24 protein-coding genes and 7 tRNA genes are annotated in these 25202 nt (G+C 58.6%); 16 read left to right on the forward strand and 15 right to left on the reverse strand.

Annotated features, from left to right (window positions below; translation table 11 throughout):
• Positions 1-4: 4 nt before the first annotated feature.
• From MHY13_RS05410 to MHY13_RS05430, 5 genes are all read right to left on the reverse strand, one after another.
• Positions 5-1378, reverse strand: coding sequence for an L-serine ammonia-lyase (locus tag MHY13_RS05410; protein ID WP_204608726.1), 1374 nt, complete (start codon positions 1376-1378; stop codon positions 5-7).
• A 46-nt stretch (positions 1379-1424) separates the two neighbouring features.
• Positions 1425-2840: an HAAAP family serine/threonine permease gene (locus MHY13_RS05415; RefSeq protein WP_239281970.1), complete on the reverse strand. Its 1416-nt coding sequence runs from the start codon at positions 2838-2840 to the stop codon at positions 1425-1427.
• A gap of 358 nt (positions 2841-3198) precedes the next feature.
• Entirely contained in the window at positions 3199-3642 is a 444-nt protein-coding gene (dtd, locus tag MHY13_RS05420) for a D-aminoacyl-tRNA deacylase (RefSeq protein WP_204608733.1), read from the reverse strand.
• 42 nt (positions 3643-3684) lie between these two features.
• On the reverse strand, positions 3685-5256 hold the full coding sequence (locus MHY13_RS05425) for a class I SAM-dependent methyltransferase (RefSeq protein ID WP_239281980.1): 1572 nt from the start codon (positions 5254-5256) through the stop codon (positions 3685-3687).
• A 15-nt stretch (positions 5257-5271) separates the two neighbouring features.
• Positions 5272-5646, reverse strand: a complete 375-nt coding sequence (locus MHY13_RS05430; RefSeq protein ID WP_239281982.1) for a DUF3099 domain-containing protein — start codon at positions 5644-5646, stop codon at positions 5272-5274.
• A 137-nt stretch (positions 5647-5783) separates the two neighbouring features.
• Here MHY13_RS05430 and MHY13_RS05435 point away from each other — a divergent pair, with 137 nt between their 5' ends.
• On the forward strand, positions 5784-6035 hold the full coding sequence (locus MHY13_RS05435; RefSeq protein ID WP_005325062.1) for a DUF3039 domain-containing protein: 252 nt from the start codon (positions 5784-5786) through the stop codon (positions 6033-6035).
• Positions 6032-7798 carry a DEAD/DEAH box helicase gene (locus MHY13_RS05440; RefSeq protein WP_239228313.1) on the forward strand — a complete coding sequence of 589 codons (1767 nt, stop codon included), beginning with the start codon at positions 6032-6034 and terminating at the stop codon, positions 7796-7798. The genes MHY13_RS05435 and MHY13_RS05440 overlap by 4 nt, the downstream gene beginning before the upstream one ends.
• A gap of 85 nt (positions 7799-7883) precedes the next feature.
• Here the strand turns inward: MHY13_RS05440 and MHY13_RS05445 are convergent, their stop codons facing one another.
• The gene (locus MHY13_RS05445) at positions 7884-9356 is read right to left on the reverse strand and encodes an RNA polymerase sigma factor (protein ID WP_239281988.1); all 1473 of its coding nucleotides are present in this window, start codon (positions 9354-9356) and stop codon (positions 7884-7886) included.
• A gap of 200 nt (positions 9357-9556) precedes the next feature.
• Complete coding sequence (ppgK, locus tag MHY13_RS05450; protein WP_239281991.1) at positions 9557-10315, reverse strand: polyphosphate--glucose phosphotransferase; 759 nt, start codon at positions 10313-10315, stop codon at positions 9557-9559.
• Between ppgK and MHY13_RS05455 the strand changes: the two genes are divergently transcribed.
• Positions 10314-11201 carry an inositol monophosphatase family protein gene (locus MHY13_RS05455; protein WP_239281995.1) on the forward strand — a complete coding sequence of 296 codons (888 nt, stop codon included), beginning with the start codon at positions 10314-10316 and terminating at the stop codon, positions 11199-11201. The genes ppgK and MHY13_RS05455 overlap by 2 nt on opposite strands.
• 112 nt (positions 11202-11313) lie before the next feature.
• The gene (locus MHY13_RS05460) at positions 11314-11604 is read left to right on the forward strand and encodes a DUF4193 domain-containing protein (RefSeq protein ID WP_005325023.1); all 291 of its coding nucleotides are present in this window, start codon (positions 11314-11316) and stop codon (positions 11602-11604) included.
• Positions 11605-11715: 111 nt separating this feature from the next.
• On the opposite strand, the gene MHY13_RS05465 is transcribed toward MHY13_RS05460, so the two are convergent.
• Positions 11716-12174, reverse strand: a complete 459-nt coding sequence (locus MHY13_RS05465) for a DUF3093 domain-containing protein (RefSeq protein WP_239235409.1) — start codon at positions 12172-12174, stop codon at positions 11716-11718.
• Positions 12175-12316: 142 nt separating this feature from the next.
• Here MHY13_RS05465 and dut point away from each other — a divergent pair, with 142 nt between their 5' ends.
• The 5 genes from dut to dxs all read left to right on the forward strand — a co-directional run bounded on the left by dut (position 12317) and on the right by dxs (position 17806).
• Positions 12317-12790, forward strand: a complete 474-nt coding sequence (gene dut, locus MHY13_RS05470; RefSeq protein ID WP_204608775.1) for a dUTP diphosphatase — start codon at positions 12317-12319, stop codon at positions 12788-12790.
• Positions 12791-12838: 48 nt separating this feature from the next.
• Positions 12839-13786: a DUF3710 domain-containing protein gene (locus MHY13_RS05475; protein WP_204608777.1), complete on the forward strand. Its 948-nt coding sequence runs from the start codon at positions 12839-12841 to the stop codon at positions 13784-13786.
• 17 nt (positions 13787-13803) lie between these two features.
• Positions 13804-14526: a DUF3159 domain-containing protein gene (locus MHY13_RS05480; protein WP_239282002.1), complete on the forward strand. Its 723-nt coding sequence runs from the start codon at positions 13804-13806 to the stop codon at positions 14524-14526.
• Positions 14519-15742, forward strand: a complete 1224-nt coding sequence (locus MHY13_RS05485; protein WP_239282014.1) for a class I SAM-dependent RNA methyltransferase — start codon at positions 14519-14521, stop codon at positions 15740-15742. Before MHY13_RS05480 ends, MHY13_RS05485 begins: the two co-directional genes overlap by 8 nt.
• A gap of 138 nt (positions 15743-15880) precedes the next feature.
• Positions 15881-17806, forward strand: a complete 1926-nt coding sequence (gene dxs / locus MHY13_RS05490) for a 1-deoxy-D-xylulose-5-phosphate synthase (protein WP_239282023.1) — start codon at positions 15881-15883, stop codon at positions 17804-17806.
• 21 nt (positions 17807-17827) lie between these two features.
• Here the strand turns inward: dxs and MHY13_RS05495 are convergent, their stop codons facing one another.
• The gene (locus tag MHY13_RS05495) at positions 17828-19072 is read right to left on the reverse strand and encodes an HRDC domain-containing protein (RefSeq protein WP_239282071.1); all 1245 of its coding nucleotides are present in this window, start codon (positions 19070-19072) and stop codon (positions 17828-17830) included.
• A gap of 1 nt (position 19073) precedes the next feature.
• A complete protein-coding gene (locus tag MHY13_RS05500; protein WP_239192201.1) occupies positions 19074-19667 on the reverse strand; it encodes a DUF3000 domain-containing protein in 594 nt (197 codons plus the stop codon).
• Positions 19668-19879: 212 nt separating this feature from the next.
• Between MHY13_RS05500 and hemQ the strand changes: the two genes are divergently transcribed.
• Entirely contained in the window at positions 19880-20581 is a 702-nt protein-coding gene (gene hemQ, locus MHY13_RS05505; RefSeq protein ID WP_204608795.1) for a hydrogen peroxide-dependent heme synthase, read from the forward strand.
• A gap of 113 nt (positions 20582-20694) precedes the next feature.
• On the opposite strand, the gene msrB is transcribed toward hemQ, so the two are convergent.
• From msrB to MHY13_RS05530, 5 genes are all read right to left on the reverse strand, one after another.
• A complete protein-coding gene (msrB, locus tag MHY13_RS05510; protein ID WP_005325013.1) occupies positions 20695-21117 on the reverse strand; it encodes a peptide-methionine (R)-S-oxide reductase MsrB in 423 nt (140 codons plus the stop codon).
• Between the two features lie 9 nt (positions 21118-21126).
• On the reverse strand, positions 21127-22278 hold the full coding sequence (locus MHY13_RS05515; RefSeq protein ID WP_239282081.1) for a glycosyltransferase family 87 protein: 1152 nt from the start codon (positions 22276-22278) through the stop codon (positions 21127-21129).
• A gap of 18 nt (positions 22279-22296) precedes the next feature.
• Positions 22297-22983 carry a pyrimidine reductase family protein gene (locus MHY13_RS05520; protein WP_239282091.1) on the reverse strand — a complete coding sequence of 229 codons (687 nt, stop codon included), beginning with the start codon at positions 22981-22983 and terminating at the stop codon, positions 22297-22299.
• 72 nt (positions 22984-23055) lie between these two features.
• Positions 23056-23958, reverse strand: a complete 903-nt coding sequence (locus tag MHY13_RS05525) for a DMT family transporter (RefSeq protein WP_239282101.1) — start codon at positions 23956-23958, stop codon at positions 23056-23058.
• A gap of 73 nt (positions 23959-24031) precedes the next feature.
• Positions 24032-24103, reverse strand: a tRNA-Val gene (locus tag MHY13_RS05530).
• 245 nt (positions 24104-24348) lie between these two features.
• Here MHY13_RS05530 and MHY13_RS05535 point away from each other — a divergent pair.
• The 6 genes from MHY13_RS05535 (at position 24349) to MHY13_RS05560 (ending at position 24977) form a co-directional block, all read left to right on the forward strand.
• Positions 24349-24424: transfer RNA gene (locus MHY13_RS05535), tRNA-Gly, on the forward strand.
• 47 nt (positions 24425-24471) lie between these two features.
• Positions 24472-24543, forward strand: a tRNA-Val gene (locus tag MHY13_RS05540).
• 38 nt (positions 24544-24581) lie between these two features.
• Positions 24582-24657: transfer RNA gene (locus MHY13_RS05545), tRNA-Gly, on the forward strand.
• Between the two features lie 30 nt (positions 24658-24687).
• A tRNA-Cys gene (locus MHY13_RS05550) sits at positions 24688-24758 on the forward strand.
• Positions 24759-24785: 27 nt separating this feature from the next.
• Positions 24786-24857: transfer RNA gene (locus MHY13_RS05555), tRNA-Val, on the forward strand.
• A 44-nt stretch (positions 24858-24901) separates the two neighbouring features.
• Positions 24902-24977: transfer RNA gene (locus MHY13_RS05560), tRNA-Gly, on the forward strand.
• Positions 24978-25202: the final 225 nt, after the last annotated feature.

Here is a 25202-nt window from a genome sequence, read left to right on the forward strand (position 1 = left end):
GTCTCTATCCACACACCGGAACTGGTGGGTGAACTGCTAGGGCCAGGCCACCTTGTGAGGTCTCCCTGTACTTGGCGTTCATATCCTTACCAGTCTTATACATGGTCCAGATGACTTCGTCCAAAGAAACGCATGGCTTGCTCTCGCGCTCCAGCGCCATGCGGGCGCTGGTGATGGAGTCAACGGCAGCGACAGCGTTGCGCTCAATGCAGGGGACCTGAACCTGTCCAAGGACTGGGTCACAGGTCAGGCCTAGCTTGTGCTCCATGCCAATCTCGGCTGCAATGCAAACCTGCTCTGGGGTAGCGCCCATGAGCTGGGCGAGACCGCCAGCAGCCATGGAGCACGCTACACCAACCTCACCCTGGCAGCCGACCTCAGCGCCAGAGATGGAAGCGTTCATCTTGTACAGGGAAGCAATCTGGTTGCAGGCGAAGATGTAATCAGCAAACATCTCGGTGGTGACGGGCTCAACGAACTTGTCGTAGTAGGCCAGTACCGCCGGGACAACGCCGCAGGCACCGTTCGTGGGAGCGGTAACAACGCGGCCACAGGATGCATTCTCTTCAGAGATAGCCAGTGCGAACATGTTGACCCAGCTGAGGATGTTCAGACCATCGTGCGGTTCGGACTGCTCTAAGCGGCGCCTCAGGGCAGCGGCGCGGCGGGGGACAAGCAGGGAACCTGGAAGCGGACCGTCGGTAGCGGAGCCGCGCTCGATGCCGGTGTACATGACATCGCGGACCTTGCGCAGGTGCTCGTTGACTTCGTCTTCCGAGCGCAGGGCCAACTCGTTGGCCAAGCCAAGCTCCGGGAGGGTCATGTTGTTCTTCTCGCACAGCTCGAGCATCTCTGCGGCGCTAGCGTACGGGAAGGGGATATCAACCTTGGCGTCCGTGCGCTTGGCAAAGTCTTCCTGTTTGACGATGAAACCGCCGCCGACCGAGTAGTAGGTCTTGTGCAGGATGTCTTCCTCGCCGGCGAAGGCGATAAGACACATGCCGTTCTCGTGCATTGGGAGGTACTCATCGTGGAAGTAGAAGCCGCCGTCCTTGGGGAATTCCACCTCGTGGGAGCCGCCCAGCATGAGCTTCTCGCTGCTGCGGACGTTCTTCATGAATTCGGAGATGCCGTCGATATCAACTGTCTCTGGCTCTTCACCGGCGAGGCCGAGGAGGATGGCCTTGTCTGTGGAGTGGCCGATGCCCGTGAGGGAGAGGGAGCCGTAGACATTTGCCTGAACTCGAGTGACCTTGTCAAGGAGGTCCTTTTCCTTGAGTTCGTCCACGAAAGCCTTGCCGGCTTTCATTGGGCCTAGGGTGTGTGAGCTTGAGGGGCCGATGCCAATCTTGAACATATCGAAGATGCTGATGAACATTGTTCTTTCCTTGAATCCTCTGCGATTTTCTCGTCTGCGGCGGTACTTAGAAGGCCTGGACGATGGAGTAGATGATGGTTGCTAGGGCGACGAGGCCCATGAAGAAGACGAAGTAGTTGGAAGCCATGCCCTTGTAGCGCTTCAGCGCTGGGACCTTGTGGATGGCGACCATTGGGATGATGAAGAGCATGATGGCAATCGTCGGGCCACACAGGGTTTCAATCATGCCCAGGATGGATGGGTCAGCCCAGGCGACGAGCCAAGCGGTGACCAGCATGAAGATGAGGGTGATGGTATCGAGCTTGTGAGCGGACTCTGCGTCGTCCTTGCTTGCGTTCTTGCTGCCCTTGATGACGAGGCCTTCGAAGCCTTCGGCTGCGCCGAGGTAGTGGCCGAGGAAGGACTTAGCAACTGCAATCATGGCGATGACTGGGGCAATCCACTGGATAAGTGGGTTATCGAAGTGGTTGGCCAAGTAGGACAGGATGGTGATGTTTTGTGCCTTAGCGTCCGCCATGTCAGCCGGGGAGAGGCTTAGAGCGGTGGAGAAGACGAAGAACATAACCACGACGACCATGAGGATTTCTGCGCGGAGCAAGGTCTTGCGGGACTTGGCCTCAGCGAACTTGCCGTAGGTCTGGCGGCGGTCAACGGCGAAGGAGGAAATCATCGGGGAGTGGTTGAAGGAGAAGACCATAACCGGAACCAGCAGCATCAGGGTAACGCCCATGCTGTGGCCAGAAGCCTCGCGAGCGACGTTGAGGTCGAAGGAATCGAAGAGCGCGGTATTCCACTTCGGGATGAGGTAGAGGGAAAGCAGAACCAAGATGCCGATGAATGGGTATACCAAATAGGACATGACGTGAACTACGACGTCCTTGCCCATGCGGACGATTAGGATGAGGCCGCCTACCAGCAGGAGGGAGGTAAGCCAGCGGTACGGAGGAGTAATTCCGAGCTGGTGCTCCAGGAAGGAGTTGACCGTGTTGGTGATGGTGACCGAGTAGACCAGCAGGATGGGGTAGACCGACAGGAAGTACAGGATGTTCATGAGCACACCAGCCTTCTTGCCAAAGTGCTCTTCCACGACGTCCGTGAGGTCACCGTCTGGCTTGGAACTGGACAGTACCAAGCGGGTCATTCCGCGGTGAGCCCAGTAGGTCATAGGCAGTGCTAAGACCGTCATGATGATAAGCGGGATGATGCCACCGATGCCGGCGTTAATGGGAAGGAAGAGGACACCAGCGCCGATTGCGGTGCCGAACAGGGAGAGCATCCATACGGTGTCTTCCTTATTCCACTTCGGTGCACCCTTCTGGCCATCGAACGGGGTGTCAATGCCAGGGGCGGGTGCGGATTCCTTGGATGAGGGAGCTGCCTTGGAGGCCTTGAGATCCTCAGGCATCTCAGCCTGGTTTTCTGGGTGCTGGGCCTTGTTGCGCCGCGTGATTGAGTGGGACATTTTCTTTCCTACATCTAGTTGGTCGGCCGAAGCGTTTGGGCTTCTGCAACCATGAGTGAGAAAAATTTTCTCACTCAATTTTGCGTTTGTAGGATTTTGAGAAACTATCTCGCATCCTGCATGTCCAGCCCTTTTGCTTCGCTGTGCCTTCAGTATAGAACAAAATCTTGCAGAATGATAATAAATTATTGCACTGCGAGTAGGGCATTTATCACTCTCTGAGAATTTGCATTCCCTTGCGCTTTATGGCTTGCTTTACACAAAATCCGGAAAAGTGGTTTACGTCACGGAATCGTTTGTAAAAGGTCCTGCTTAACACGATTTTCAGATCTCGTGGGGCGGAAATTGAGGGTGCGGGCTAGGTCTCTACCAAGACGGTGAAAGGTCCTTCACTCACAGAGGAAACGCGCATTTTAGCCCCGAATTGGCCTGTTTCTACTGACACGCCGTGTTCCCTGAGGTTCGCAATAATCGCCGCGATGACCGGTTCGGCCTCGGGTCCTGGAGCGGCATCCGCCCACGAAGGGCGTCGCCCTTTGGCAGTGCGGCCGTACAAAGTAAATTGGCTCACCACAAGCACGGGCGCTCCGGCATCAATGACTGACACTTCGCCATCAAGAATGCGCAGTTCTGCAATCTTGCGTGCCATCTTCTCAGCGCGGGGCTGCCAACCATCCATATCCTCGCGTGAGACCCCAATTAGAGCGAGAAGGCCACCGGTTTCGGGACTAGTAATGGCCCCTACGGTCTCTCCATCGACGGTCACTGTGGCCTCTGATACCCGAGTCAAAACTGCGCGCATGGTTTACTTCTCCTTATATAACGAGTGGGGGACAGTGTGGATCTAGCTGAGGTCCGGCGAATCGGTATCCAAGAGGAGATCAGCTGGGATAAGCAGGCCATGTCGGACCATATCGATCACGGCGGGTAGGGCAGCAGTAGTAAGTTCTGCTTCGTCGAATCCGTGCGCCGCCGCATACAGGCCAATGGTTTCTTCCAGGTTCAAGCCCTGTGGGTTGAGTCCGGCGACAATGGCAGCGATGTGTTCATCTACTTCGTGGCTCCAGCGCGGACCGTCGGTGCGAGTAAGGCGTAGAGCGGCCCGTGTAAATCCCTGGCCCAAATCCCCATCTGGGGTGCTGATATCTTCGCGTGCCAGCCCCGGGCGTACCTGGAAGTGCTTTCCCTGTAGCTCGCCGGGTACTAGGTCGCGCAACCACGCCACACGGGCAAAGTATTCTTCTACTTCAGGTCCAAGTGGGTCGCTAAAGGCCTGCGGCATTTCTTCGGCCAAGATATCGGCAGGTTCATCGTCGCCGATGCGTTGGATAGCGACAAATCCAAAGCCAATGCCATTGACCTCATGTTGCTGGAAATGTTCCAGCCAGGCGCGAGAGCGCTGTTGTCCTTCAGGGGAGCGTACATCCAGGGATTCATCCTCGAGCCAGGTGGACACATAGAGTGCGGGATCGGCTACGTCGCGCTGGATGATCCAGGCAGCAATTCCCTTGTCTGGCAGCCAGGAGGCAACGCGTTGCTGCCAGGTCTCGCCGCTGGTGTGTACCCAAGCTGCCAGAAGGTGAGCCGTGCCGCCAGGGGTTAGGTGATCGGTGGCCCGAGAGACAACCAGCTCGCTGGCACCGTCCAGATTTAACCCGGAATCGCGGTAGACGTGGCCAACTTCGGGAAGGCCAACAACAAAAGGTGGGTTAGCTACGAGGCGGTCAAAGCGGCGGCCGGCTACGGGGGCGAACCACGAACCTTGCAGCAATTCCACTTTCTCGCTATCGCCAGTAGCGGCAATGGTAGCCTCGGCCAACTCCAATGCACGCTCATGCACGTCGGTGGCGGTAATCTTGTCAGCGCAATCGAGTTGCCCCAGCAATTGGACGCCCGAGCCAGTGCCTAGATCTAAGACGCTGCCCACTGGGCTTACTGGTGTGGATTGCAGTAGGGAGAGGCTTGCCGCGCCAACGCCAAGCACATGGTCTGGGCCAGGCACGTGGTCGACCAAGGAGGCGTCGACGTCGGAGAAGATGAGACGGTTGGCGCCAACGATGGTGTGGGGGCGGATATCGAGGGCAATGTAGGCCTTGCCATGGGCGTCGGCAACCGCAACATTGGCATCCAGCAACTGGGTAGCCAGGCGCGCGCCTACCGCCTCGCCCAAAAGCGTGGCCGGCAGGTGTTGATGAAGAAGGAAGAAGCGGATCAAAAGATCCAATTGAGATTCGCTGTGCGCGGCGAGCGCAACTGGTGCGGGTTCGCCGCGGAAGAGGGCCTCGGTAACTTCCGGACCTAGGTGCCCGGCTACGCCATCGGTAGTAAAACCGGCGGCGGTAAAGACGTCGGAAAGCTCTGCGGCCAGCTTGGCTAACGCGTGGGCATCAAAGTCGGGGCCAAAAGCGGTCGTCATGTAGGCAGGAATCCTTTACTCTTCTTCGTGATCGATGATGTCGTGGTGTGCCTCAATAGGCCGAGCGGTGCCGCCGGATACCTGTGGGGCGTGGGCCTGGCTATAAAGCTGCCGGTTCATGGCTGGCTTGTACACGTTTTTCTCGCGCTTATCCTTCTTTTCTCCCCGGCCGTTGCCAATCACCACGGCTATCCAGGGGAGGGGAAATGTCACGCCCACAATGATGGCGGCTAGGAGCCACCAATGCATATAAAGGAAATAGCCTGCGATGAGCAGGGAAGGAACGCGCAAAAATTGGAAGATTCCGTACCGAATTTCGCGGCGCTTGCGGTCCTGGCCAGGCGTGAGCTTGGCATCCGTGATGAGATAGCGCTCTTTTTTGCCAAACAACCTAGACTCGGCTCCCCTCGTGCGCGTCGGAGTTCCCTCGATAAGGGGAGTGGGGCGCAGTGGCCGGCGTGCATGACGTGTACATGTTCTCCAAGGGTAGCCGCCTGACTCGCAAAGTTCGATGCCGATGCGGCAAAATGGAGTGCGTGACTACGACTACGAAGACAATTGAACGGCCAGATATTCGTGAAGACACTTCGACGACGGATAATGACACGCCGAAGTTCTTCCACTACGTCAAAAAGGATCACATCCTCGATTCCGCGGTGAACGGCAAGTACGTCGTTGCGCTATGCGGCGAAACTTTCCCGGTGACCAAGCAGGCAAAGCCGGGTTCTCCGGTGTGCCCCGATTGTGAGCGTGTGTATAAGGGTCTGCGCCGCAAGTGAGGACTTTTAAAAAGACTAACCTTCGCGCTTGGCAGCAATCTGCCCTCGATAAATTCCTCGCCACTAAGCCGCAGGACTTCATGGCGGTGGCGACCCCGGGCGCCGGAAAGACTACCTTCGCACTGCGCATTGCCACCGAGCTCATGGAAGACCGCACGGTCGAGCGCGTCATCGTGGTGGTGCCTACCGAGCACCTTAAGACCCAGTGGTCTAGCGCTGCCGCGCGCGTAGGTCTAGCTCTAGATCCCGCGTTTAGCAATTCCTCCGCCGTTAATCCCTCGATGGACGGCATTGTGGTGACTTATGCGCAGGTGGGTATGCATCCCTTTAAGCACCGTGCAGTGGCGTCTGCTCGGCGCACTTTGGTAATTCTTGATGAGATTCACCATGCAGGCGACGCTAAGAGCTGGGGCGATGGCGTCAAGGAAGCCTATGACGATGTCAACCACCGGCTGGCTTTGACCGGTACGCCTTTCCGCTCCGATGACTCGCCGATTCCATTCGTTCAGTACGTAGACGATGGGGAGGGGCACAAGGTATCCCGTTCGGACCATACCTATGGCTATGGCGATGCGCTTGCCGATGGCGTCGTGCGCCCCGTTGTCTTTCTTTCTTACTCTGGCGAGGCCCGCTGGCGCGATTCGGCCGGTGAGGAGCATGCAGCCCGTTTGGGTGATATTATGAATGCGGAGCAAACCGCCCGAGCGTGGCGCACCGCCTTGGATCCCAAGGGCGAGTGGATCCCTGCGGTGCTGCAGGCGGCGCATACCCGCCTGATGCAAATGCGACGCAATATGCCGGATGCCGGCGGCCTGGTGCTGGCTTCGGATACAACGACCGCACGCGCCTACGCCAAGATCCTCAAGCAGCTTTCCAATACACCGGTGTCGGTGATTTTGTCTGATGATCCCGGCTCCTCGGACCGTATTCAGGAGTTTTCTGAGTCCACCGATGAGTGGATGGTGGCGGTCCGCATGGTGTCCGAGGGCGTCGACGTCCCGCGCCTTGCAGTGGGCGTTTATGCTACCTCGGCGTCGACTCCTCTCTTTTTCGCCCAGGCCATCGGCCGCTTCGTGCGCTCGCGCATGCCGGGCGAGACGGCATCGGTTTTCCTTCCATCGGTTCCTGTGCTGCTGGGCTTGGCGGAAAATATGGAAAAGTCCCGCGACCACGTCTTGGGTGAAGAAAAGCCCGACAAGGAAGGCTGGGACGACGAACTGCTAGAGCAGGCGAATCAGAAAAAGACCGAACCAGACATGCTGGAGAAGTCTTATGAGTCGCTTGGTGCCGAAGCAGAGTTTTCGGGACTGCTCTACAACGGTTCTCAGTTCAATACCGGGGATATGACCACCGATGAGGAAGCGGACTTCCTTGGCATTCCCGGGCTACTGGATGCGGACCAAGTAAAAGACTTGCTGCGCAAGAAGCAATCCGAAGAAATGGACCGCCGCGAAGCGGAGGAAAAGGCGCGGCGCGCTGCTGAGGCGGAGGAAGCTCACCGCCGCAAGCTCTACGGCATGGACTATGCGCCGGCCTCGCGGAAGAAGTCTATGGAGTCTGAGTCCAGCGACACCGGAGTCGTCGATGAGCTAGGCCAGCTGCGCAAAGAGCTCAATACGGTCGTATCCATCGCTGCCCAGCGCTCGGGCCGCCCGCATGGTGCTATCCATACTGAGGTGCGCAAGGCCTGTGGCGGCCCGCCCACCGCGCTGTGCAATGCCGAGCAGCTGCGCGAGCGCATCGACTATCTGCGCAAGTGGTAGAGCGGCCGTTGGAGGCCTAGGAATAACTACGAAAAAGCCCGCACCGAAATTGGTGCGGGCTTTAATTCGCGTGCAGCTGCAGCGACTAGTCGAGGTAGTCGCGCAGAACCTGCGAACGAGATGGGTGGCGCAGCTTCGACATCGTCTTGGACTCGATCTGGCGAATGCGCTCGCGGGTAACTCCGTAGACCTGGCCAATCTCGTCTAAAGTGCGCGGCATACCGTCGGTCAAGCCAAAGCGAAGGCGAACCACGCCGGCTTCACGCTCGGACAGCGTAGTCAGCACGTCTTGGAGCTGATCCTGCAGCAAGGTGAAGGATACGGCGTCGACCGCAATGACGGCCTCGGAGTCCTCGATGAAGTCACCCAACTGGGAATCGCCTTCGTCACCGATGGTCTGATCCAAGGAAATAGGCTCGCGGGCATATTGCTGGATTTCGAGCACCTTTTCCTCGGTGATATCCATCTCCTTCGCCAGCTCCTGCGGGGTAGGCTCGCGGCCCAAGTCCTGCAAGAGCTCGCGCTGGATGCGGCCCAGCTTGTTGATGACCTCCACCATGTGCACTGGGATGCGGATGGTACGCGCCTGGTCAGCCATGGCGCGGGTAATGGCCTGGCGGATCCACCACGTGGCGTAAGTGGAGAACTTATAGCCCTTGGTGTAATCGAACTTCTCCACCGCGCGGATTAGACCCAAGTTGCCTTCCTGAATGAGGTCCAAGAAAGCCATGCCGCGGCCGGTGTAACGCTTGGCCAAGGAAACCACCAGACGCAGGTTGGCTTCCAGCAGGTGGTTCTTGGCCTTGCGGCCATCGCGGGCGATGCTGCGCAGGTCGCGCTTTTCCATGGGGGAGAGCTTGGCGGCCTTATCGCCTTCGGCGCGGGCCTTTTCCATCTCATCCATGCGGTGCTGTGCGTACAGGCCAGCCTCGATGCGCTTGGCCAGGGAAACCTCTTGCTCGGCGTTGAGCAGGGCGACCTTACCAATCTGCTTGAGGTAGGCGCGGACGGAGTCGGCAGAGGCGGTTAGCTGCGCATCCTTGCGTGCCTGACGCAGCGCAGCGGACTCTTCCTCGTCCCAGACGGAAGAGGAGTCTTCCTCTTCTTCCTCATCGTCGTCGTCCAAATCCTCTTCGAGATCATCGTCCTCGAGGTCTTCGCCGGCGTCGAAGTCATCATCGTCTTCGATGTCCGCATTCGTGGGATCGAAGTCGACGTCTTCGTCGTGCTCGTCCTCCTCGAGCTCCTCTTCTGCTTCCGGCTGTGCCTGCTTTTCGGACTCGGCTGGGGATTCCTGCTTCTTTGCCGCGGATTTGCGGACCGTCTTCTTAGTGGCCTTTTTGGCAGACTTCTTAGTGGCCTTTTTGGCCGACTTTTTGGCGGTCTTCTTCGCAGTCTTCTTGGCTGTTTTCTTAGCGGTCTTTTTGGCCGTCTTCTTAGCCGTCTTTTTCGCGGTTTTCTTTGCCGTCTTCTTGGCGGTCTTCTTTGCAGGAGTAGATGCCTCAGCGGCGTTTTCGCCCTCGCCGAGTGCCTGGTCTGAAGATTCAGTGGCTGCCACGTACGCCCTTTCGACTAACTTCTTGATTGAAACAGCTCAGTGCGCCCTGGTGGGGCGCTCGTGCATCAGTGTGATGTTAACGCGTTGTGGCCTTATGCAGGCCAGACACGCCCTAGAGCTATTTAACTTAGGATCGACCGCCCAGTATAGAGGATCTTTCCAATCTGCCGGTGGATAGGGTCACCTGCAGTGCGTAAATACTACGGTTTCAAACCGTCTACCGCCGCCATCGCAGCTCCGACAATTCCCGCGCGATTGCGCAGTTGTGCAGGCATGACGGGGGTTTCAATATCAAGATGTGGGCCCCACTTTTCAAACTTGCGGGAAATCCCACCCCCGATGAGGAAGGCCTGCGGGTTAAAGAGCTTTTCATATTCCGCGAGGACCTTGTTGAGTCGCTTCGTCCACTGCTTGTACTTGAGTCCCTCGCGGTCCTTTACGGCCGAGGACGCAATTTTCTCAGCCTCGTCATCGCCCACCGTGAGGTGCCCCAGTTCGGTATTAGGAAACAACTGGCCGTCTAGGAAGAAGGCCGAACCGATACCGGTGCCCAAGGTTAGGAAGATTACGGAGCCCTGCTTGGCGATGTCCTCTCCGTAGGCAACCTCGGCTAGTCCCGCCGCGTCGGCGTCGTTAAGCACGGCAAAATCCGCATCCAGGTAGTCCGCAAAGAGTTCTGTGGCGTTGACCCCAATCCAGTCCTTGGAAATATTTGCCGCAGTCTCGACTTCCTGGTTGCGAACCACGGAAGGCAGGGTGATGCCAACGGGGCCGTCCCACTGCTTTTCCTGCACGATTTGGGCTACTACCTTGGCAACATCATGCGGCGTAGACGGCTGTGGGGTGGCGATCTTCATGCGTTCACCCACGAATTCGCCGGTGGCAAGGTCCACCTCAGCGCCTTTAATGCCGGAGCCTCCGATATCGATGCCAAAGGAATGGCCAGAAAGAGTAGTCATGCCCGACAGTCTAGAAGAAGGCACAATAGTTGGCATGACTGAGCAGATCGATTTTCTCCAATTGCGGGATTTTGCCGTTTCTACCGCCACGCGGGCTGCGGAATTAATTACTGCGCGGCGTGCAGAACTAGTCGCAGGTGACGGCATCGCGGCGCATACCCACACCAAGTCCAGCGACGTGGATCCCGTAACGGAGGTCGATACCGCGACAGAGGAGTTCATTGCCACCACCATCCGCACCCAGCGCCCCGGTGACGGAATCTTTGGCGAAGAAGGCGCCAATGTGGAATCAACCAGTGGTGTTACCTGGATTGTCGATCCGATTGACGGCACCGTGAATTTCCTCTACGGGGTGCCGGACTACGCCGTATCCATTGGTGCGGAATACCAAGGGCACCTCGTTGCTGGTGCGGTGGTCAACGTGGCGCGCGGGCGTACCTATGCTGCCGCAGCCGGCCAGGGCGCCACGGTCACCGGCCCAGACGGAATTGAGCACGCACTGCGGTGTGGCCAGACACAAGATCCTGCGTTGGCCTTGGTAGCCACCGGCTTTGGTTACGAAGCCGACCGGCGAGCAGCCCAAGCCGAGCTCCTCACCAAGCTCCTACCTAATGTGCGTGATATTCGACGCATCGGCGCTGCAGCGCTCGACCTGTGCCGTGTGGCAGAGGGAACCGTTGATGCCTACTTTGAGCACGGCATCAATGCCTGGGACTTCGCTGCCGGGGCAATCGTTGCTCGCGAAGCAGGTGCAGTGGTGCGCCATCCAGGCTTTGATAAAGGCTCTGCTGACGGTGAACTTACCTGGGCCACGGGGGCAGATTTGGCCCCCGCATTCGAAAAGCTTTTAGCAGCGCACGGGGCCACGGACGCGCTGCGGGGGTAATAGTTTTCCACGCCGGCGAGCGGTGAGATGACATCTAGCCATTTGTGCTTTACTATGCGCGATCGATAAATACCCATTCCTTAAAGCAACTTGACCATTAGGGGCGTGCATTATGGCCACCGATTATGACGCACCGCGCCGGCGCGCGGAAGATGAACTCGAAACTGACTCCCTAGAAGGACTCAAAGCCGCTGAGAGCGATAACAACGGCATGGACGATGACGGAGAAATTGTCGAAGCCTTCCAGCCGCCATCAGTAGACCTCACGGGCGAGGAGCTTAATGTTGAGGTAGTTCCACGTCAGGAAAATGAGTTTACCTGCGGTTCGTGTTTCCTAGTGCAGTCAAATAAGCGTTACTCCCACGAAGAGGACGGCCAGCCAATCTGCAAGGATTGCGCCTAAAGGAATACTCAGCAGAAACGAAACCCCGCACTCGGCAACTTTTCACCTGCCGAGTGCGGGGTTTGTTGTAGCAGCCACCACATTTTCTGTGGTGTGCGAAGTCAATAAAGATTAGTGCTGTTCCGGAACGAAAGCGTGGAGCAAAGCCTCCGGATCCTTCGAGGCGATGAGCCAATAAGGAGTATCATCTTCTGGATCATCGAGCACCATCATGGCGTGCTCATCCACCCAAGCGTGGGAGACCAAAAACGCTGCGGGATCGAATTGTGGACCCAGCGCATTGCGCCGCGCAGATTTGGGAACGGTGATAGACCGCGACACGACGTCGTTGGGCAACTGGGCATCTTTGACCGTGAGCCAACGCGTTCCATCCGGGTCACGCTCTACCTTGATGACCGTATTGGACCAGGTAATAAGTACCCACACTGCGATAGCGCCAAGGAGGATCGCGGGAATAATGGTCCACCACATGGAGCGGTTAAGGCCGGCAGTAGCGGAAGTAAGTGCCACGATGGCGGCGGCGAATAGCCAAAAGTACCAAGGGACCCATTGGCGTTCGCGGTAGAGCACTTGAGAGTCCACCGTGCCCTGTGCCGAAGCGGCGCTTGACGGTGCCGGAGTTGCGGAAGTAGCAGATGTATCAGACACGTTTAGTCAGTCTAGTCCACACGCGCCGCAGAATGAACCTCCCAAGGCAGGTAGGATTGGCCAGGTGACTGACTCGATTCCGCATTCTCAATCAGAAAGCCCCTTTGGGGACATTAAAGTCAAGCGCCTGGATAAGGAGCTTCCACTGCCGCACCGCGCCCACCGTGGTGACGCCGGTGCGGACCTCTATGCAGCAGAATCTCTTACCCTGCAACCCGGCGAGCGCGCCCTCGTCGGCACCGGGATTGCCATTGCGCTGCCACTAGGAACGGTTGGTTTAATTCACCCGCGCTCCGGACTAGCCGCCAAGCAAGGGCTTTCCGTTGTCAATACCCCGGGCACGGTGGATGCCGATTACCGCGGGGAGATCAAGGTCTGCCTCATCAACCATGACCGGCACGCTCCCATTGAGATCGAACGCGGAATGCGCATCGCTCAGCTCGTGGTCCAGCGCGTAGAGCTGGTGGGGTTTGCTGAGGTTGAAGAGTTGGATGACACCGTCCGCGGAGCCGGCGGCTATGGCTCTACCGGTGTGTAGTTAAAGCAGTAGAGACTCAACGAGACTTTTAGAAAGGACGTAGCACCCATGGGAATCTGGCCCTTTGGCAAGAAGAAAGACGAAGAAGAGAAGGCTCAGGAAAAGCCTGCAGCACAAAGCGAAAAGCCGGCGGACCCCACGTCCGCGGATGCAGAGGCGCAGGAGACCTATGCTCCAGTAGGCGACACCGCAGCAGATGCCGCGGCGGCTTCTGGCAATGAACCCCGCGAATTTGCACATGATGCCATCAATGGCCAGACCGGCCCCTTTGATGGAGACTCTGTCGATATCGAGACCTTTGATTTCAGCGACTTTTCCATTGGCGTATTAGATCTGGGGTCCCTGCGCATCCCACTGCCAAAGGAATCCCAGGTACAGGTGGAAATGGGCGAACAAGGCCCTCGAATGCTGCACATAGTGACCAAGGTAGGCCGAATTACTCCCGTAGCCTTTGCCGCCCCACGTAAGCCAGGCCAGTGGGCAGAATCTGTGGAGGAAATCAAGGAGGGCATGAGCCGCGACGGTCTTACCGTTACTACCGAGCCAGGCCCTTGGGGTGCTGAGGTCGTGGGCAAGAACGACAACGGTCAGATTCGCGTCATCGGTGCAGACGGTCCGCGCTGGATGCTGCGCATGACCTTGGCCGCGCCGGCCGGTATGGAAGCAGACCTCGCAGACATGGCCCGCGAGGTTGCTGCCCGTACCTTCGTCTACCGCGGGGAAGACCCCATACTGGCGGGAAATGCCTTGCCGGTCATCATGCCTGAGCAGCTGGTAGAGCAGGTCAAGCAGGCCATGGACCAGCGCCAGCAAGAACAGCAGGCAGCCGCTAATGCTCAAGACCACCCAGAAAACGGCGTGGGCGGCCCCGACCCTGCGGCAGAAGCAGAGGCGGAGCAACACCTGCGCGATTTGGGCGGTACCCCACAACAGGGTGAGAATGGATCGTCCCCGCAGAATCCCGATGAGGGCTCTGCACCTAATTCCAAGAACTAGGCAAAGCAGTAAACCACGTGACACATTCTTCCTCGCCGCACCCTTCCCCGGACGCTAAGAACCTGGACTCTGAGGAGTCTGCTGCCGAACCCACGCTGCTGGAGCAGATGGGAGGCTTATCAGGGCTCGTGTCGGCCACCTTGCCGGTCCTTGTGCTGATTCCTGTCAATAATTTCTTTGGGCTGGGGCCAGCCTTGGCGGCGGCGCTCGGCGTGGCCGTTGTTATTGCACTCTGGAGGGTTGTCCGTAAAGAGACCCTGCAGCCGGCCATATCGGGTTTGCTGGGAGTGGCTCTTTGCGCTGCCATCGCCTGGTTTACCGGTGACGCCAAAGGGTATTTCTTGTACGGCATCTGGATGTCGTTGGCACTGTGCATTGCCGCGGTACTATCAATCCTCTTCCGGTGGCCCGCTGTGGGCGTCATCTGGAAGGGGATTAATGGCGAGGAAATGCAGTGGCAAAAGGTTACCGAGGCGCGCCGGGCTTATGCCATCGCTACCGGCGGGTGGGCGGTCATCTTCCTGGCCCGCTTTGTTGTTCAGCGCGCCATTTATGATGCGGATGCAACCACTGCCTTAGGGGTGACCCGAATCCTGATGGGGTGGCCATTGACGCTTCTAGTTACGGCGCTGACCGTGTGGATGGTGCGCCGCGCGGATGCAGCCGTTGACGCAGCGGCGGGCACAGGTGAGCACACTAACGCAGAACGAGAACAAAAGTCTGAGGCAGAAAATGACTGAATTAACGATGAGCCGTGGCGATAGTCTTGAGGTCACCATTGACCGCATGGCGCACGGCGGGGAAGGAATTGGCCAGGCGCCGGATGGGCGAGTGGTATTCGTTCCTCGCGCTTTTCCCGGCGACGTCGTAAAGGCTACGGCCGGCCGTGTAAAGAAGTCGTTCATTAAGGCAGAGCTGGAAAGCGTACTAAGCCCTGGGGCGTTGCGCGTGCCATCGTCTTGTCCTGCGGCCGCGCAAGGAGCTGGCTGCTGTGATTTCGCCGAGCTGGATCCCGCGGCCGAAACCGGAATCAAGGCAGACATCTTGTCGGAGCAGCTGCGCCGCACCGGCGTTGTCACCGGCGAGGAACTAAACATTGAGCAGCACACCCTAGAGCCGGTTCGGGGATGGCGCACGCGGGTGAGGTGGGGCGTCGACAAGCAAGGGCGCGCCGGAACCCGTCAGCGTCGGTCCAATGAGCTTGTTACGGGCGCTGCTTGTACGCAGCTGGCTCCGGGATTGGCAGAGGGGCTCGTTGGAGAGGGCGCGCGCCGGTTTACCCCAGGCGCTGAGGTCATCGCCGTTCTCGATGGCGATGGCAACCGCCACGTGGTAGAAACCCGCAAGGCCCCGCGCGGGCGCCGCGTGGAGACCATCCGTGAGGTGGTAGAAGGCAGCGGCAAGGTGCACGAGCATGTCGACGGGCGGACGTTTAGCTTTCCTGCTACCGCCTTCTGGCAGGCCCACAGCCACGCACCGGCCGCGTATACCGATCTGATAGCGGAGTGGCTCGGGGGCCGCGAGTACCAAGAGCACACCGCCTGGGATCTCTACGGCGGCGTAGGCCTATTCGTTCCCTCACTGGCCCATGCCGTGCAGGGCAAGGTTATCTCCGTGGACTATTCACCGGCGGCTACGGCCGGGGAACAGGCCGCCCTTTCGGACTGCGATGTGGAAGTAAAGTCCGCGAAGGTGGAGCAGGTCGCCGCCCAGCTTCCCAAGCCTGGCGCTGTAGTCCTTGATCCGCCGCGCACCGGAGCAGGGGAGGACGTGATTCGTTCCGTGGCGGCCGCTGCACCCCAGGCGGTCGTTCACGTGGGATGTGACCCCGCCACCTTCGCACGCGACTTGGGATACTGGAACCAGCACGGATACGGAATAGAAAAGATGGCACTCATTAACGCGTTCCCCGGAACGCACCACTTTGAAACGATTGCTCTCATTACCCCCGCCTAATGAGCCTTTATGGCTTCGAGGCGGGGTGCGGCACGTTGCCGCGCCGTTCTCGGAACATTGACCGATATAATATTCACCGCCCGCCGCGGGTACGGTAGAAAAGAAGAACTAAGCACAGAAGGAGTTGAAGGCCGCTCCATGACTATCTTGGATACCATTAACTCGCCGCAGGACCTCAAGGCACTGTCTGCAGACAAGCTTGAGGAGCTAGCGGCAGAGATTCGGCAGCGCCTCATTGACAAGGTCTCCGTCACGGGCGGACATCTGGGGCCTAACTTGGGCGTGGTGGAATTGACCATTGCGTTGCACCGCGTATTTGATTCTCCGCGCGAGCCCATCATTTTTGACACTTCGCACCAGTCCTATGTGCATAAGATGCTGACTGGGCGCACGGATCAATTCGATACCTTGCGGCAAAAGGACGGCCTTTCGGGGTATACGGACCGCGGCGAGTCCGAGCATGACTGGACCGAGTCCTCCCACGCTTCGGCGTCGCTGTCTACGGTTGATGGCTTGTCTAAGGCCTTCAAGATTCGCGGCGACGGTCACCGCAATGTCATCGGTGTCGTCGGCGATGGTGCCCTCACCGGCGGCATGTGCTGGGAGGCGTTAAACAATATCTCTGAGGACAAAGACCGCAATGCGGTCATCGTGGTCAATGACAATGGTCGTAGCTATTCGCCCACCATCGGTGGCATTTCCGAAAACCTCGGCCGCATCCGCTCCCAGCACGGTTATGACGAGCTCATGGAGCAGGGCAAGCGCCGCCTGAAGCAAATGGGATGGGTAGGCGAGCGTGCCTTTGATGCTTTGCACGCCATGAAGGAAGGCGTTAAGTCCACCGTCTTGCCTACCGAGATGTTTCCAGAACTGGGCATGAAGTACATCGGCCCCATCAACGGGCACAATATCGATAGCTTGGTGCATGCCCTGACTTATGCCCGCGATTATGACGGGCCCATCATCGTGCACGTGGTTACCGAAAAGGGCCACGGTTTTGCCCCGGCCGTCAATGAGCCGAAGGACCAGATGCACTCCACCGGTGCTATCGATCCGGTCACCGGTGTGGCAAAGGGCACCAAGCAGCCTGGCTGGACGGCCGCCTTTTCAGAGGAGCTGGTAGCCGCTGCCGAAAAGCGCGATGACATCGTTGCCATTACGGCTGCTATGGCCGGACCAACTGGGCTCGCTCCCTTCCAAGAGCGCTTCCCAGAGCGGTTCTTTGATGTGGGAATTGCCGAGCAGCACGCAATGACCTCTGCCTCTGGTTTGGCGCTCGGCGGGATGCACCCCGTCGTGGCGGTATATTCCACCTTCTTAAACCGGGCTGTGGACCAGGTCATTATGGATATTGCGCTGCTAAAGCTGCCGGTAACCATCGTGCTTGACCGCTCCGGGGTTACCGGTTCCGATGGCGCTTCGCATAATGGCGTGTGGGATATGGCGCTCATGAGCATTGTGCCGGGAATGCATATTGCTGCCCCGCGCGATGGCGCGCGTCTGCGGGAGCTCTTCCGTGAGTCGCTAGAGATTGAATCTGGCCCGTCCGTGGTCCGCTTCCCTAAGGGCAACCTGCTGCCGGATATGGAAGCGGTGGATACGTTGGGCGATGGCGTAGACATCCTGCACTATGGCGAAGCCGATGCCGGCGAGGACACCCCTGAGGTACTCATCGTGTCCATCGGTGCCATGTCCGCGCGCAGCATCGAGGCTGCGAAGCTGCTGGGCGAGCAGGGCGTGAACGTTACCGTTGTTGACCCGCGTTGGGTAGCGCCGGTGGCAAGCTCTGTGGTGGCTCTCGCCGCTGACCACGACTTGGTGGTTACGGCAGAAGACGGCCTTGTTCGCGGCGGTATTGGCTCCATGATTTCGGAAGCCCTCAGCGCAGCCGAGGTCGATACTCCTGTGCGCCGACTCGGCGTTCCGGGTTACTTCCCTAAGCACGGCTCTCGCGGCGAGGTTTTGGAAGAGTTCGGGTTGACGCCGGAGCTTATGGCGGCGTCGATAAGCGAGTGGCTAGAAAACCTCACCGCTGATGCCAACGCGCGAGGAGAAGAGAGCTAAACCTAGCCTGCTAAATAGAGCCTAGAATAGACCGTCCACGATAATCGGGGCGGTCATTTCTATTTGCCATTCGCGCGCGCCCTCCGCGCGGAGGAAGGCAGCGACGTCGCCTGGCTGCCGGATGGCGCCGGCGACAGAATCAGGTCCGCGGTGGCGCTTATTGGCGCGCACACCTACCTTCGCCCATACCGCTGCACGCACAGTGGCAGGGCGGATAAGAAGCTCGGATGGCATGCCGAGTTCAGTAGCGAGATCGGCGATGTCCGCGCGGATAGTTTGGTATATCTCCCATAGGTCCGGGTAGTCCTTGGCCCAGATGGTTTTGGAAGGAACCGGTTGTGGGGCGCGATGGACGCGAGGCCGCTGCTGCGGGGGAACGGTGCGCGCTTGGTTAAGCACGGCCATCCACCGGGCGGTCGCGCCCTTGCGCCGGCGGGGAAATCCCTTGACACGGGCAAGCTCGCCGGCGGAGGTGGGAAGGGTGCGCGCAATTTCTACCAGCGTCTTATTTGCTAATACCCGCCCGGGTGCAGTGTCCGTGCGCCGAGCGATAGCGTCGCGCTTAAACCACAACTCTCGAGCAGCAGCGAGCTGACTGCCGCTGCGCAAACTGGAGATGCCCTTCAGATCGCGCCACGTGTGCGGCTGGGGAGCGAAGTCTCCGGAATGTTCCTGGACTATGGCGGAAAATTCCTCTAAAGCCCAGTCCATCTTGTCTTGTTCGGCCAAAATATCGCGCAGGGCGTCGGCTAGCTCGAGGAGCAGTTCCACATCGAGCGCGGCGTATGCCTTGAGCTCCTCGCTGAGCTGCGGGGTGGACCAGTCGGCGTCGCCGTAGCCCTTTTCCAATTCGACGTCAAAAAGCTCTGCGACCATAGTGCCCAGATTGGGCCGTTCAAATCCCGCGAGCCGTGCCGCCAGTTCCGTGTCAAAGATGGAGCCAGGAAAAAGACCGAGCCACCCGAGACAAGGCAAATCCGAATGAGCGGCGTGAATAATCCATTCCGCGCCGTTGAGCACTGGAGCAAGGGCGGCCGTGAGCTCCTCGCGGTGGCCCTCAGGGGCAAAAAGCATCGTTCCCGCGCCGCGGCGGCGAATTTGCACTACGAAGGCGCGATCATCGTAGCGATAGCCGGAAGCGCGCTCGGTATCGATGGCAAAGGGGCCCGTACCCGCGGCGAGGCGGGCTGCGGCAGCGGTGAATTCCTCCGGGGTGGCAAGAACCGGCGGGATGCCCTCGAGCGGCCGGCTGCGCAATTTCGGCATATTAGCGGCCGAGCTCGGTGACGCCCTCAGGGGGTAGCCCGGCAACGTTGGCCAATACCTGGGCAAAGGCCTGCACGTGGGGTGCGAGATCGAGACCTTCGGCAGTCCACGAAGCGCGCATTTCGATCTGGTAGGCGCGCGGTGGGCCACCAATCTCGCCAAAACGCACGGACGCGGTGGAAGTGACGGTGCCGCCCAAATTGGTGTGGTCGGCTCCTTCCTTTTCCAGGCCTTCATTGAGCCATTGCCACGCCACATCAGGCAAGAGCGGGTCGCCTGCTACGGCATCGTCCATATCCGCCTGGATATAGGCCACAAGGCGCATGGCGCCCTCCCAAGCTTCCTCAGCGCCCGGATCGTGGAGCAGGATGAGGCGGCCAAAGGCGTCGCCCTCTGCATCGGTGGGCACGATATCTGGGTCGTCTTCGTTTCCCACTTCGAGGCCGATTGCGTGGCTAAACGGCGCAAGGCGTTGCGGTGGGCGAATGGAGCCTAGGGTGATCTCAGGGCGCAGGTCGGCCGCGTGCATGGACTCCACTGCTTGGGTGAAAGCGGCGGGGGTAGCTGGCTCGTGGCTTTCCGCCTGCCCGTGCAAAGGGGTGGGGGCGGAGGCCTCGGCGCTGCGTGGGGTGGTCGATTCGGAATTGCTCACGACGTTCAAGCTATAGTTTCGCGTCCTCTAGCTGGGGGAGGCGCGCCGATGCGGAGGCGTGTCGTCCTCCTTATGGTCGAGAAGTGACAAGGTTTCATATCCAACTTATGATGGATGTGTTCGTTAACCCAAAGGCTTCTGCAAAGGAGAACGCAATGGCGAAGCTTGATTACAAGGAACTCAACGCGGTTCAGCAATATTCCCAGCACGCAGTTTTTAAGGTGATTCCGGGCGCGCTCGGCACCGAGCGAGCGGAGATCATCGCCCAAGCGCAGGAGTTCTTTGCCGGCGTGGAAAAAGCCGGAAAGGTAACCGTGCGCGGCATTTACGACCTCACGGCTATGCGCGATTCCGCCGACTTCATGATCTGGTGGCACGCCGAGGAATTCTCTGACCTGCAAAAGGTCTTCGGGGACTTCCGCCGCGAGACCACCCTGGGCCAGGTAAGCGAAGTGACCTGGGTGGGCAATGCCTTGCACCGTCCAGCAGAGTTCAATAAGTCCCACCTGCCCTCCTTCATCATGGGTGAGGAGCCCAAGGAGTGGATCTCGGTGTACCCCTTCGTGCGCTCTTATGACTGGTACACCATGGATGATGAAAAGCGCCGCCGCATCCTTATGGAGCACGGCATGCAGGCGCGCGACTACCCCGATGTGCGCGCAAATACCGTCCCAGCCTTTGCCCTGGGTGACTACGAGTGGATTTTGGCCTTCGAGGCGGATGAGCTCCACCGCATCGTCGACCTGATGTACTTGATGCGCTACACCGAGGCCCGCCACCACGTGCGCGAGGAGATTCCTTTCCACACCGGCCGCCGCGTCAAGGACGTAGCAGAGCTCATCGCAGTTCTGCCCTAAAAGTAACGCCGCCCAGCAGTAGCCCTGCTTGGCGACGTCCCCCCTTAGCCGCGCCCCGTCACTAGCCTGCACGTTAGGCTGCTGACGGGGCGCGCTTTCTTGTGCATGCCCCCTTAGGCGGTGCCATCTTCTACCGGCTTTTCCTCCAAGTCCAGGCAGATGGAGTTGATGCAATAGCGCAAGTCGGTGGGGGTATCGTAGCCCTCGCCCTCAAAGACGTGCCCCAGGTGAGATTCGCAGTTGGCGCACAGTACCTCTACGCGACGCATGCCTAGCGAATTGTCTTCGCGCTCAATGATTTTGTCCCCTGCGAGTGGGGAGAAGAAGGAAGGCCAGCCGCAGTGGGACTCAAACTTTTCCGTAGAGCGGAAAAGCTCGGTTCCACACGCGCGGCAAGAATAGACCCCCTCGGTGGTGGTATTGGTGTACTCGCCTACGTGGGGCGGCTCGGTGCCGGCTTCGCGCAGGACGTAGTATTCCTCGGGGCTTAAGCGCTGGCGCCATTCGGTATCGGCAATGAGCTTGAAATCGGTCATGGGCCGAGTCTAAACCGTGCTGCGCGCGGTACGCAACCAGCGGGCGACCGTAGCGAAAATTGCGACGATAAGCAGCGCCCATCCCGCCGTGGCCGTGAAAAAATTCATCCACCGACCAGCATCCGGGTGCGCTGTAGACGCCCAGGAAACGGGAGCCAAATAGAAAAAGGCCGCAAACCACGCACCCGCAGAATGGAAAACCGATCGCTTGAGCACAACGGTAAACATCAATGGGAATAGCCACATGGAGTAATACTGCTGGCCAAGGGAAGACAGGAAGAAGATACCCACCATGATCGCCCCGCTCGTCGTCAGTGCCCACAAGGTCGGGTCGGAGTTGCGCCAGCGCAAAAGCCCGAGAATCGCTGCGGCCGAAAGCGCGGCAAAAATCAACCACACGGTCCAATACAGTCCCGCGCCAAAGTCAACGTAGGCGTGGAAGCCTGCCCAGGAGGAATTGGCATAGTCACGGGTTTCTGAGAGGTAGGGCAGGAGGTTATCCACAAAGCCGCTAGCGCCCGGCACGAGCGGCCACGCTAGGAGGTTGAGAATTACCGGTACGCCAATGCCGGTAGCAAGACTGCGCCATTGCAGCTTGACCAAGGGCAGGAAGAGCAATGGCGCAAATTGCGGCTTAATGACGATGGCCAAGCCAATGACCACGCCTGCCACCCAGCCCAGCCATGGGGTGCGCTCGGCGCGCACGAAAGCCCACAAGAACACGGCCATGCATAGCAAGAGAATGCCGTTGATATTAGTAAAAGCGAGCGTATTGGTCACCGATTCCGTGACAAAGGCCAAAGCGATAGATACTGGCCACACTGCCGAAGTAAGTTTACGGCCCACCGTAAGGGTGAGCACCGCTAGCGCTGCCACGATTGCAGCAGCGTTGGCGACGATGAATAGTCCCCGTGCTAGCGAAAAATCAATATGAGCTAGCGGCGCGAGCAGCAGCGTCGCCCCCGGGGTATACAGGTACAGCGGGTCAACGTGGTTATAAGCCTGCTCATAAACCGGCTGGCCAGTGGACATGCGTGCCACAGCGTTATACACGGTGGTGAAATCATCCGTCGGCGTGCCATTGCGCGCGACGATGAACACGCGATGCACAACAAGCAGGATGGCCACGGGCCAGGCAGCGGCATTGATACGGGAATTCACGGCCCCTTAGTCTACGGCCTAGCGGGCGCGGGAATACCGCAGAAACACCGTGCCATCCTGATCGGTCGCGACATTTTCTAACTGCATGCGGCGATGGGAATGCTCGCCCTTAAACGTCGCCATGGGAGTTTCCACGCCGGTAGATAGATGTGGGTCCAGGGTCAAATACATTTGGTCGATGGCATCGACATCTACCAACTGCCCAATCATTCCTGGCCCGCCCTCACACAGCACGCGCTTAAACCCGCGGTCCTTTAAGACAGATATGTAGTCCTGCACGGTTCCTTCGCCAGCATCGCAGACTTCCGCGCCTGTGGATTCGATGGTCGCGATGCGCTTTGCGAGCTCTTGATCGTCCCGGCTGCTATGGGGGACTAGGAGGATGGGCGGGGTAGTAAAATCCGTGAAGAAGTCCGAGGTGATATCGAAATCAAGGCTGCGGGAAGGTACGGCAATAGGAGCCGGCCGCGAACCAACCCCGTTAGGTTTTACTCCGGAGTAGTCCTCTGCGCGCACCGTTTGCGCACCCACCAACACGACGTCTGCCCAGTTACGTAGAGCAGTAAAAAGCTGCCCGTCAGTGTCGTTTCCCATGTCCTCGGAAACGTGGTTCATGGTTGCCGAGCCGGTTAACGTGCTAACCATATTCGTGCGGACGGTGAATACATCACCGGAATCAGGGCCCAATAGCGAAGAGATATCCATGCCTTCCCAGCCTAGCCAAGGCACCAGATACCCAGCACGGCAAAGTACCGGGCATAGCCACAGGAGAGGGGCTTACACCAGGCGGATGAGTATTACGCCAACCAAGATCACTGCAATGCCGGCTATCTGGCGCATGGCGACGCGGGCACCCCGCATCCGATCAATGAGCACGGAGCCCAACATGGAACCAAGAAGGGTTGTCACCACAGTAAGCCCAGTGCCAATCTGCGGTACTAAGGCCGCGTTGCCAAAGACAAACAAGGCTCCCAAGGCGCCGCCTGCCCACATCCACCACGGGTTAGCCTTTCCCTCGGGACGCTCAATGCGAGGGCGCCAGCGCAAAGCAATATTGAGCACTACCAGCGCGGAAACGCCAATGCTAAAAGAAACCAAAGCCGCACTAACGGGCGACCCGGTGATCTGACCAAGGTGGCCGTTAATGGCGGATTGGCTTGCGGTAAAGCAACCAAAGACAAAGCCTGCGAGGCGCCAAAGCCATAACGCCATAACACTGTCTTCTTGCTTCGTCGGCGCGCCGGGGCTGGCTACAATAGAAATCACTCCACCGAGGACAATTAGTGCCCCTAGGGTGCGAACTAGGGATAGTGGGGAAGTGGGGGAGTCAAATAGTCCAAAGTGGTCGACGACAAGGCCCATCATGATCTGGCCCGCGATGGGAAGGACCACGGTTTGGACCGCGCCCAGATGAGGAAACAAAAGGATATTTCCAGTAAGCGCAACCACGCCGAGCAGGCCACCGAACCAAATCCACAGCGGTTCCCCAAAGGCACGGGAAATGCCGAATTCGCCGCCGGTGACGGCTGTCGCGATGACAAGCAAAGTCATCGTGCCCACGGCAAACGAGATGAGCGAAGAGGAAAACGGCGTGCCAGTAGACGCGCGAAGGCGCGTATTAACCAAGGTCTGAACGGGCAGAACGAGTCCGGCGATAATGCCTAAGAGAATCCACAACACGTCGGGACACTTTACAGGCATATAAAGAAACCCGCCCAAGCTCCCATGGAGTGGAGCGATGGGCGGGAAATTGTGGTCCTAACTGGGATTGAACCAGTGACCTTTCCGGTGTGAACGGAACGCTCTCCCACTGAGCTATAGGACCTTGCGGTGGCTAAATCTACACCGCACTAAATTCAAACACCTAATTGCCTGGGCAGGAGTGCACATCAGAGGGAGGTGAACTGTGGTTCACTGTCTTCGGAGAATCACATCAGTGTGTTTTGGGATGGTCCGAATGTAAAAAATCGGCGCCGGAAAGAATGCCGTTGGGCTGGGGATTTGGAAACTGGCGCGGAGCACGATAATGTTTCTTCTCGCACCGCAACGGTACAAAGTTCGCGGAGCAATGCGGATGTAGCGCAGTTGGTAGCGCATCACCTTGCCAAGGTGAGGGTCGCGAGTTCGAGTCTCGTCATCCGCTCCACGCTTTTCTAAGGGTTCTCCCGTGAAGAGTGGTTCTAAATGAATAACGCGCGATTAGCTCAGTGGGAGAGCGCTTCCCTGACACGGAAGAGGTCACTGGTTCAATCCCAGTATCGCGCACAAGGACTTTGTCCTAGAAACCGGGCCTGGTTTCGCATGCGGATGTAGCGCAGTTGGTAGCGCATCACCTTGCCAAGGTGAGGGTCGCGAGTTCGAGTCTCGTCATCCGCTCCAGCACTGTATTGTGTGAGGCGGTATCGCCACGGTGGAATGGCCGAGTGGTGAGGCAACGGTCTGCAAAACCGTGCACACGGGTTCGATTCCCGTTTCCACCTCAACTTCTTAATGCCTTCGGGCATTAAGCGCGATTAGCTCAGTGGGAGAGCGCTTCCCTGACACGGAAGAGGTCACTGGTTCAATCCCAGTATCGCGCACGAGGGTCCCTTTTGGGACTCTGTAGCAAACTCCGGTTTGTTGTGCGGATGTAGCGCAGTTGGTAGCGCATCACCTTGCCAAGGTGAGGGTCGCGAGTTCGAGTCTCGTCATCCGCTCCATATAGCCACCCCTGTAACGGGGTGGCTTTTTCTATGTTTTCTTCTGCGCTTTGTGCGATACGCTTGCCTTTGCACGGTCAAAACCCTCAGCGGAGGAGGAAAGAGGGTTAAGGGTCAAAATGTGTGTCTGGCTCGGCGTGTCGCGGGGGTTAGATTTGGCCTTTTTGAATGCCGATTGAGTGGGTGTAGTCGGTGTCGATAGCGTTGTCGTAGAGGGCTGGGCGT

The organism is Corynebacterium sp. ACRPE (genome assembly GCF_022347435.1).
Taxonomy (GTDB): domain Bacteria; phylum Actinomycetota; class Actinomycetes; order Mycobacteriales; family Mycobacteriaceae; genus Corynebacterium; species Corynebacterium tuberculostearicum_D.

Bases quoted from the DNA above. Each gene is read 5' to 3' on its own strand.
- MHY13_RS05410 (WP_204608726.1), bottom strand. From the start codon at position 1,378: ATGTTCATCAGCATCTTCGATATGTTCAAGATTGGCATCGGCCCCTCA.
- MHY13_RS05415 (WP_239281970.1), bottom strand. From the start codon at position 2,840: ATGTCCCACTCAATCACGCGGCGCAACAAGGCCCAGCACCCAGAAAAC.
- dtd (WP_204608733.1), bottom strand. From the start codon at position 3,642: ATGCGCGCAGTTTTGACTCGGGTATCAGAGGCCACAGTGACCGTCGAT.
- MHY13_RS05425 (WP_239281980.1), bottom strand. From the start codon at position 5,256: ATGACGACCGCTTTTGGCCCCGACTTTGATGCCCACGCGTTAGCCAAG.
- MHY13_RS05435 (WP_005325062.1), top strand. From the start codon at position 5,784: ATGGAGTGCGTGACTACGACTACGAAGACAATTGAACGGCCAGATATT.
- MHY13_RS05455 (WP_239281995.1), top strand. From the start codon at position 10,314: ATGCCCGACAGTCTAGAAGAAGGCACAATAGTTGGCATGACTGAGCAG.
- ppgK (WP_239281991.1), bottom strand. From the start codon at position 10,315: ATGACTACTCTTTCTGGCCATTCCTTTGGCATCGATATCGGAGGCTCC.
- MHY13_RS05460 (WP_005325023.1), top strand. From the start codon at position 11,314: ATGGCCACCGATTATGACGCACCGCGCCGGCGCGCGGAAGATGAACTC.
- MHY13_RS05475 (WP_204608777.1), top strand. From the start codon at position 12,839: ATGGGAATCTGGCCCTTTGGCAAGAAGAAAGACGAAGAAGAGAAGGCT.
- MHY13_RS05485 (WP_239282014.1), top strand. From the start codon at position 14,519: ATGACTGAATTAACGATGAGCCGTGGCGATAGTCTTGAGGTCACCATT.
- dxs (WP_239282023.1), top strand. From the start codon at position 15,881: ATGACTATCTTGGATACCATTAACTCGCCGCAGGACCTCAAGGCACTG.
- MHY13_RS05495 (WP_239282071.1), bottom strand. From the start codon at position 19,072: ATGCCGAAATTGCGCAGCCGGCCGCTCGAGGGCATCCCGCCGGTTCTT.
- hemQ (WP_204608795.1), top strand. From the start codon at position 19,880: ATGGCGAAGCTTGATTACAAGGAACTCAACGCGGTTCAGCAATATTCC.
- msrB (WP_005325013.1), bottom strand. From the start codon at position 21,117: ATGACCGATTTCAAGCTCATTGCCGATACCGAATGGCGCCAGCGCTTA.
- MHY13_RS05520 (WP_239282091.1), bottom strand. From the start codon at position 22,983: ATGGATATCTCTTCGCTATTGGGCCCTGATTCCGGTGATGTATTCACC.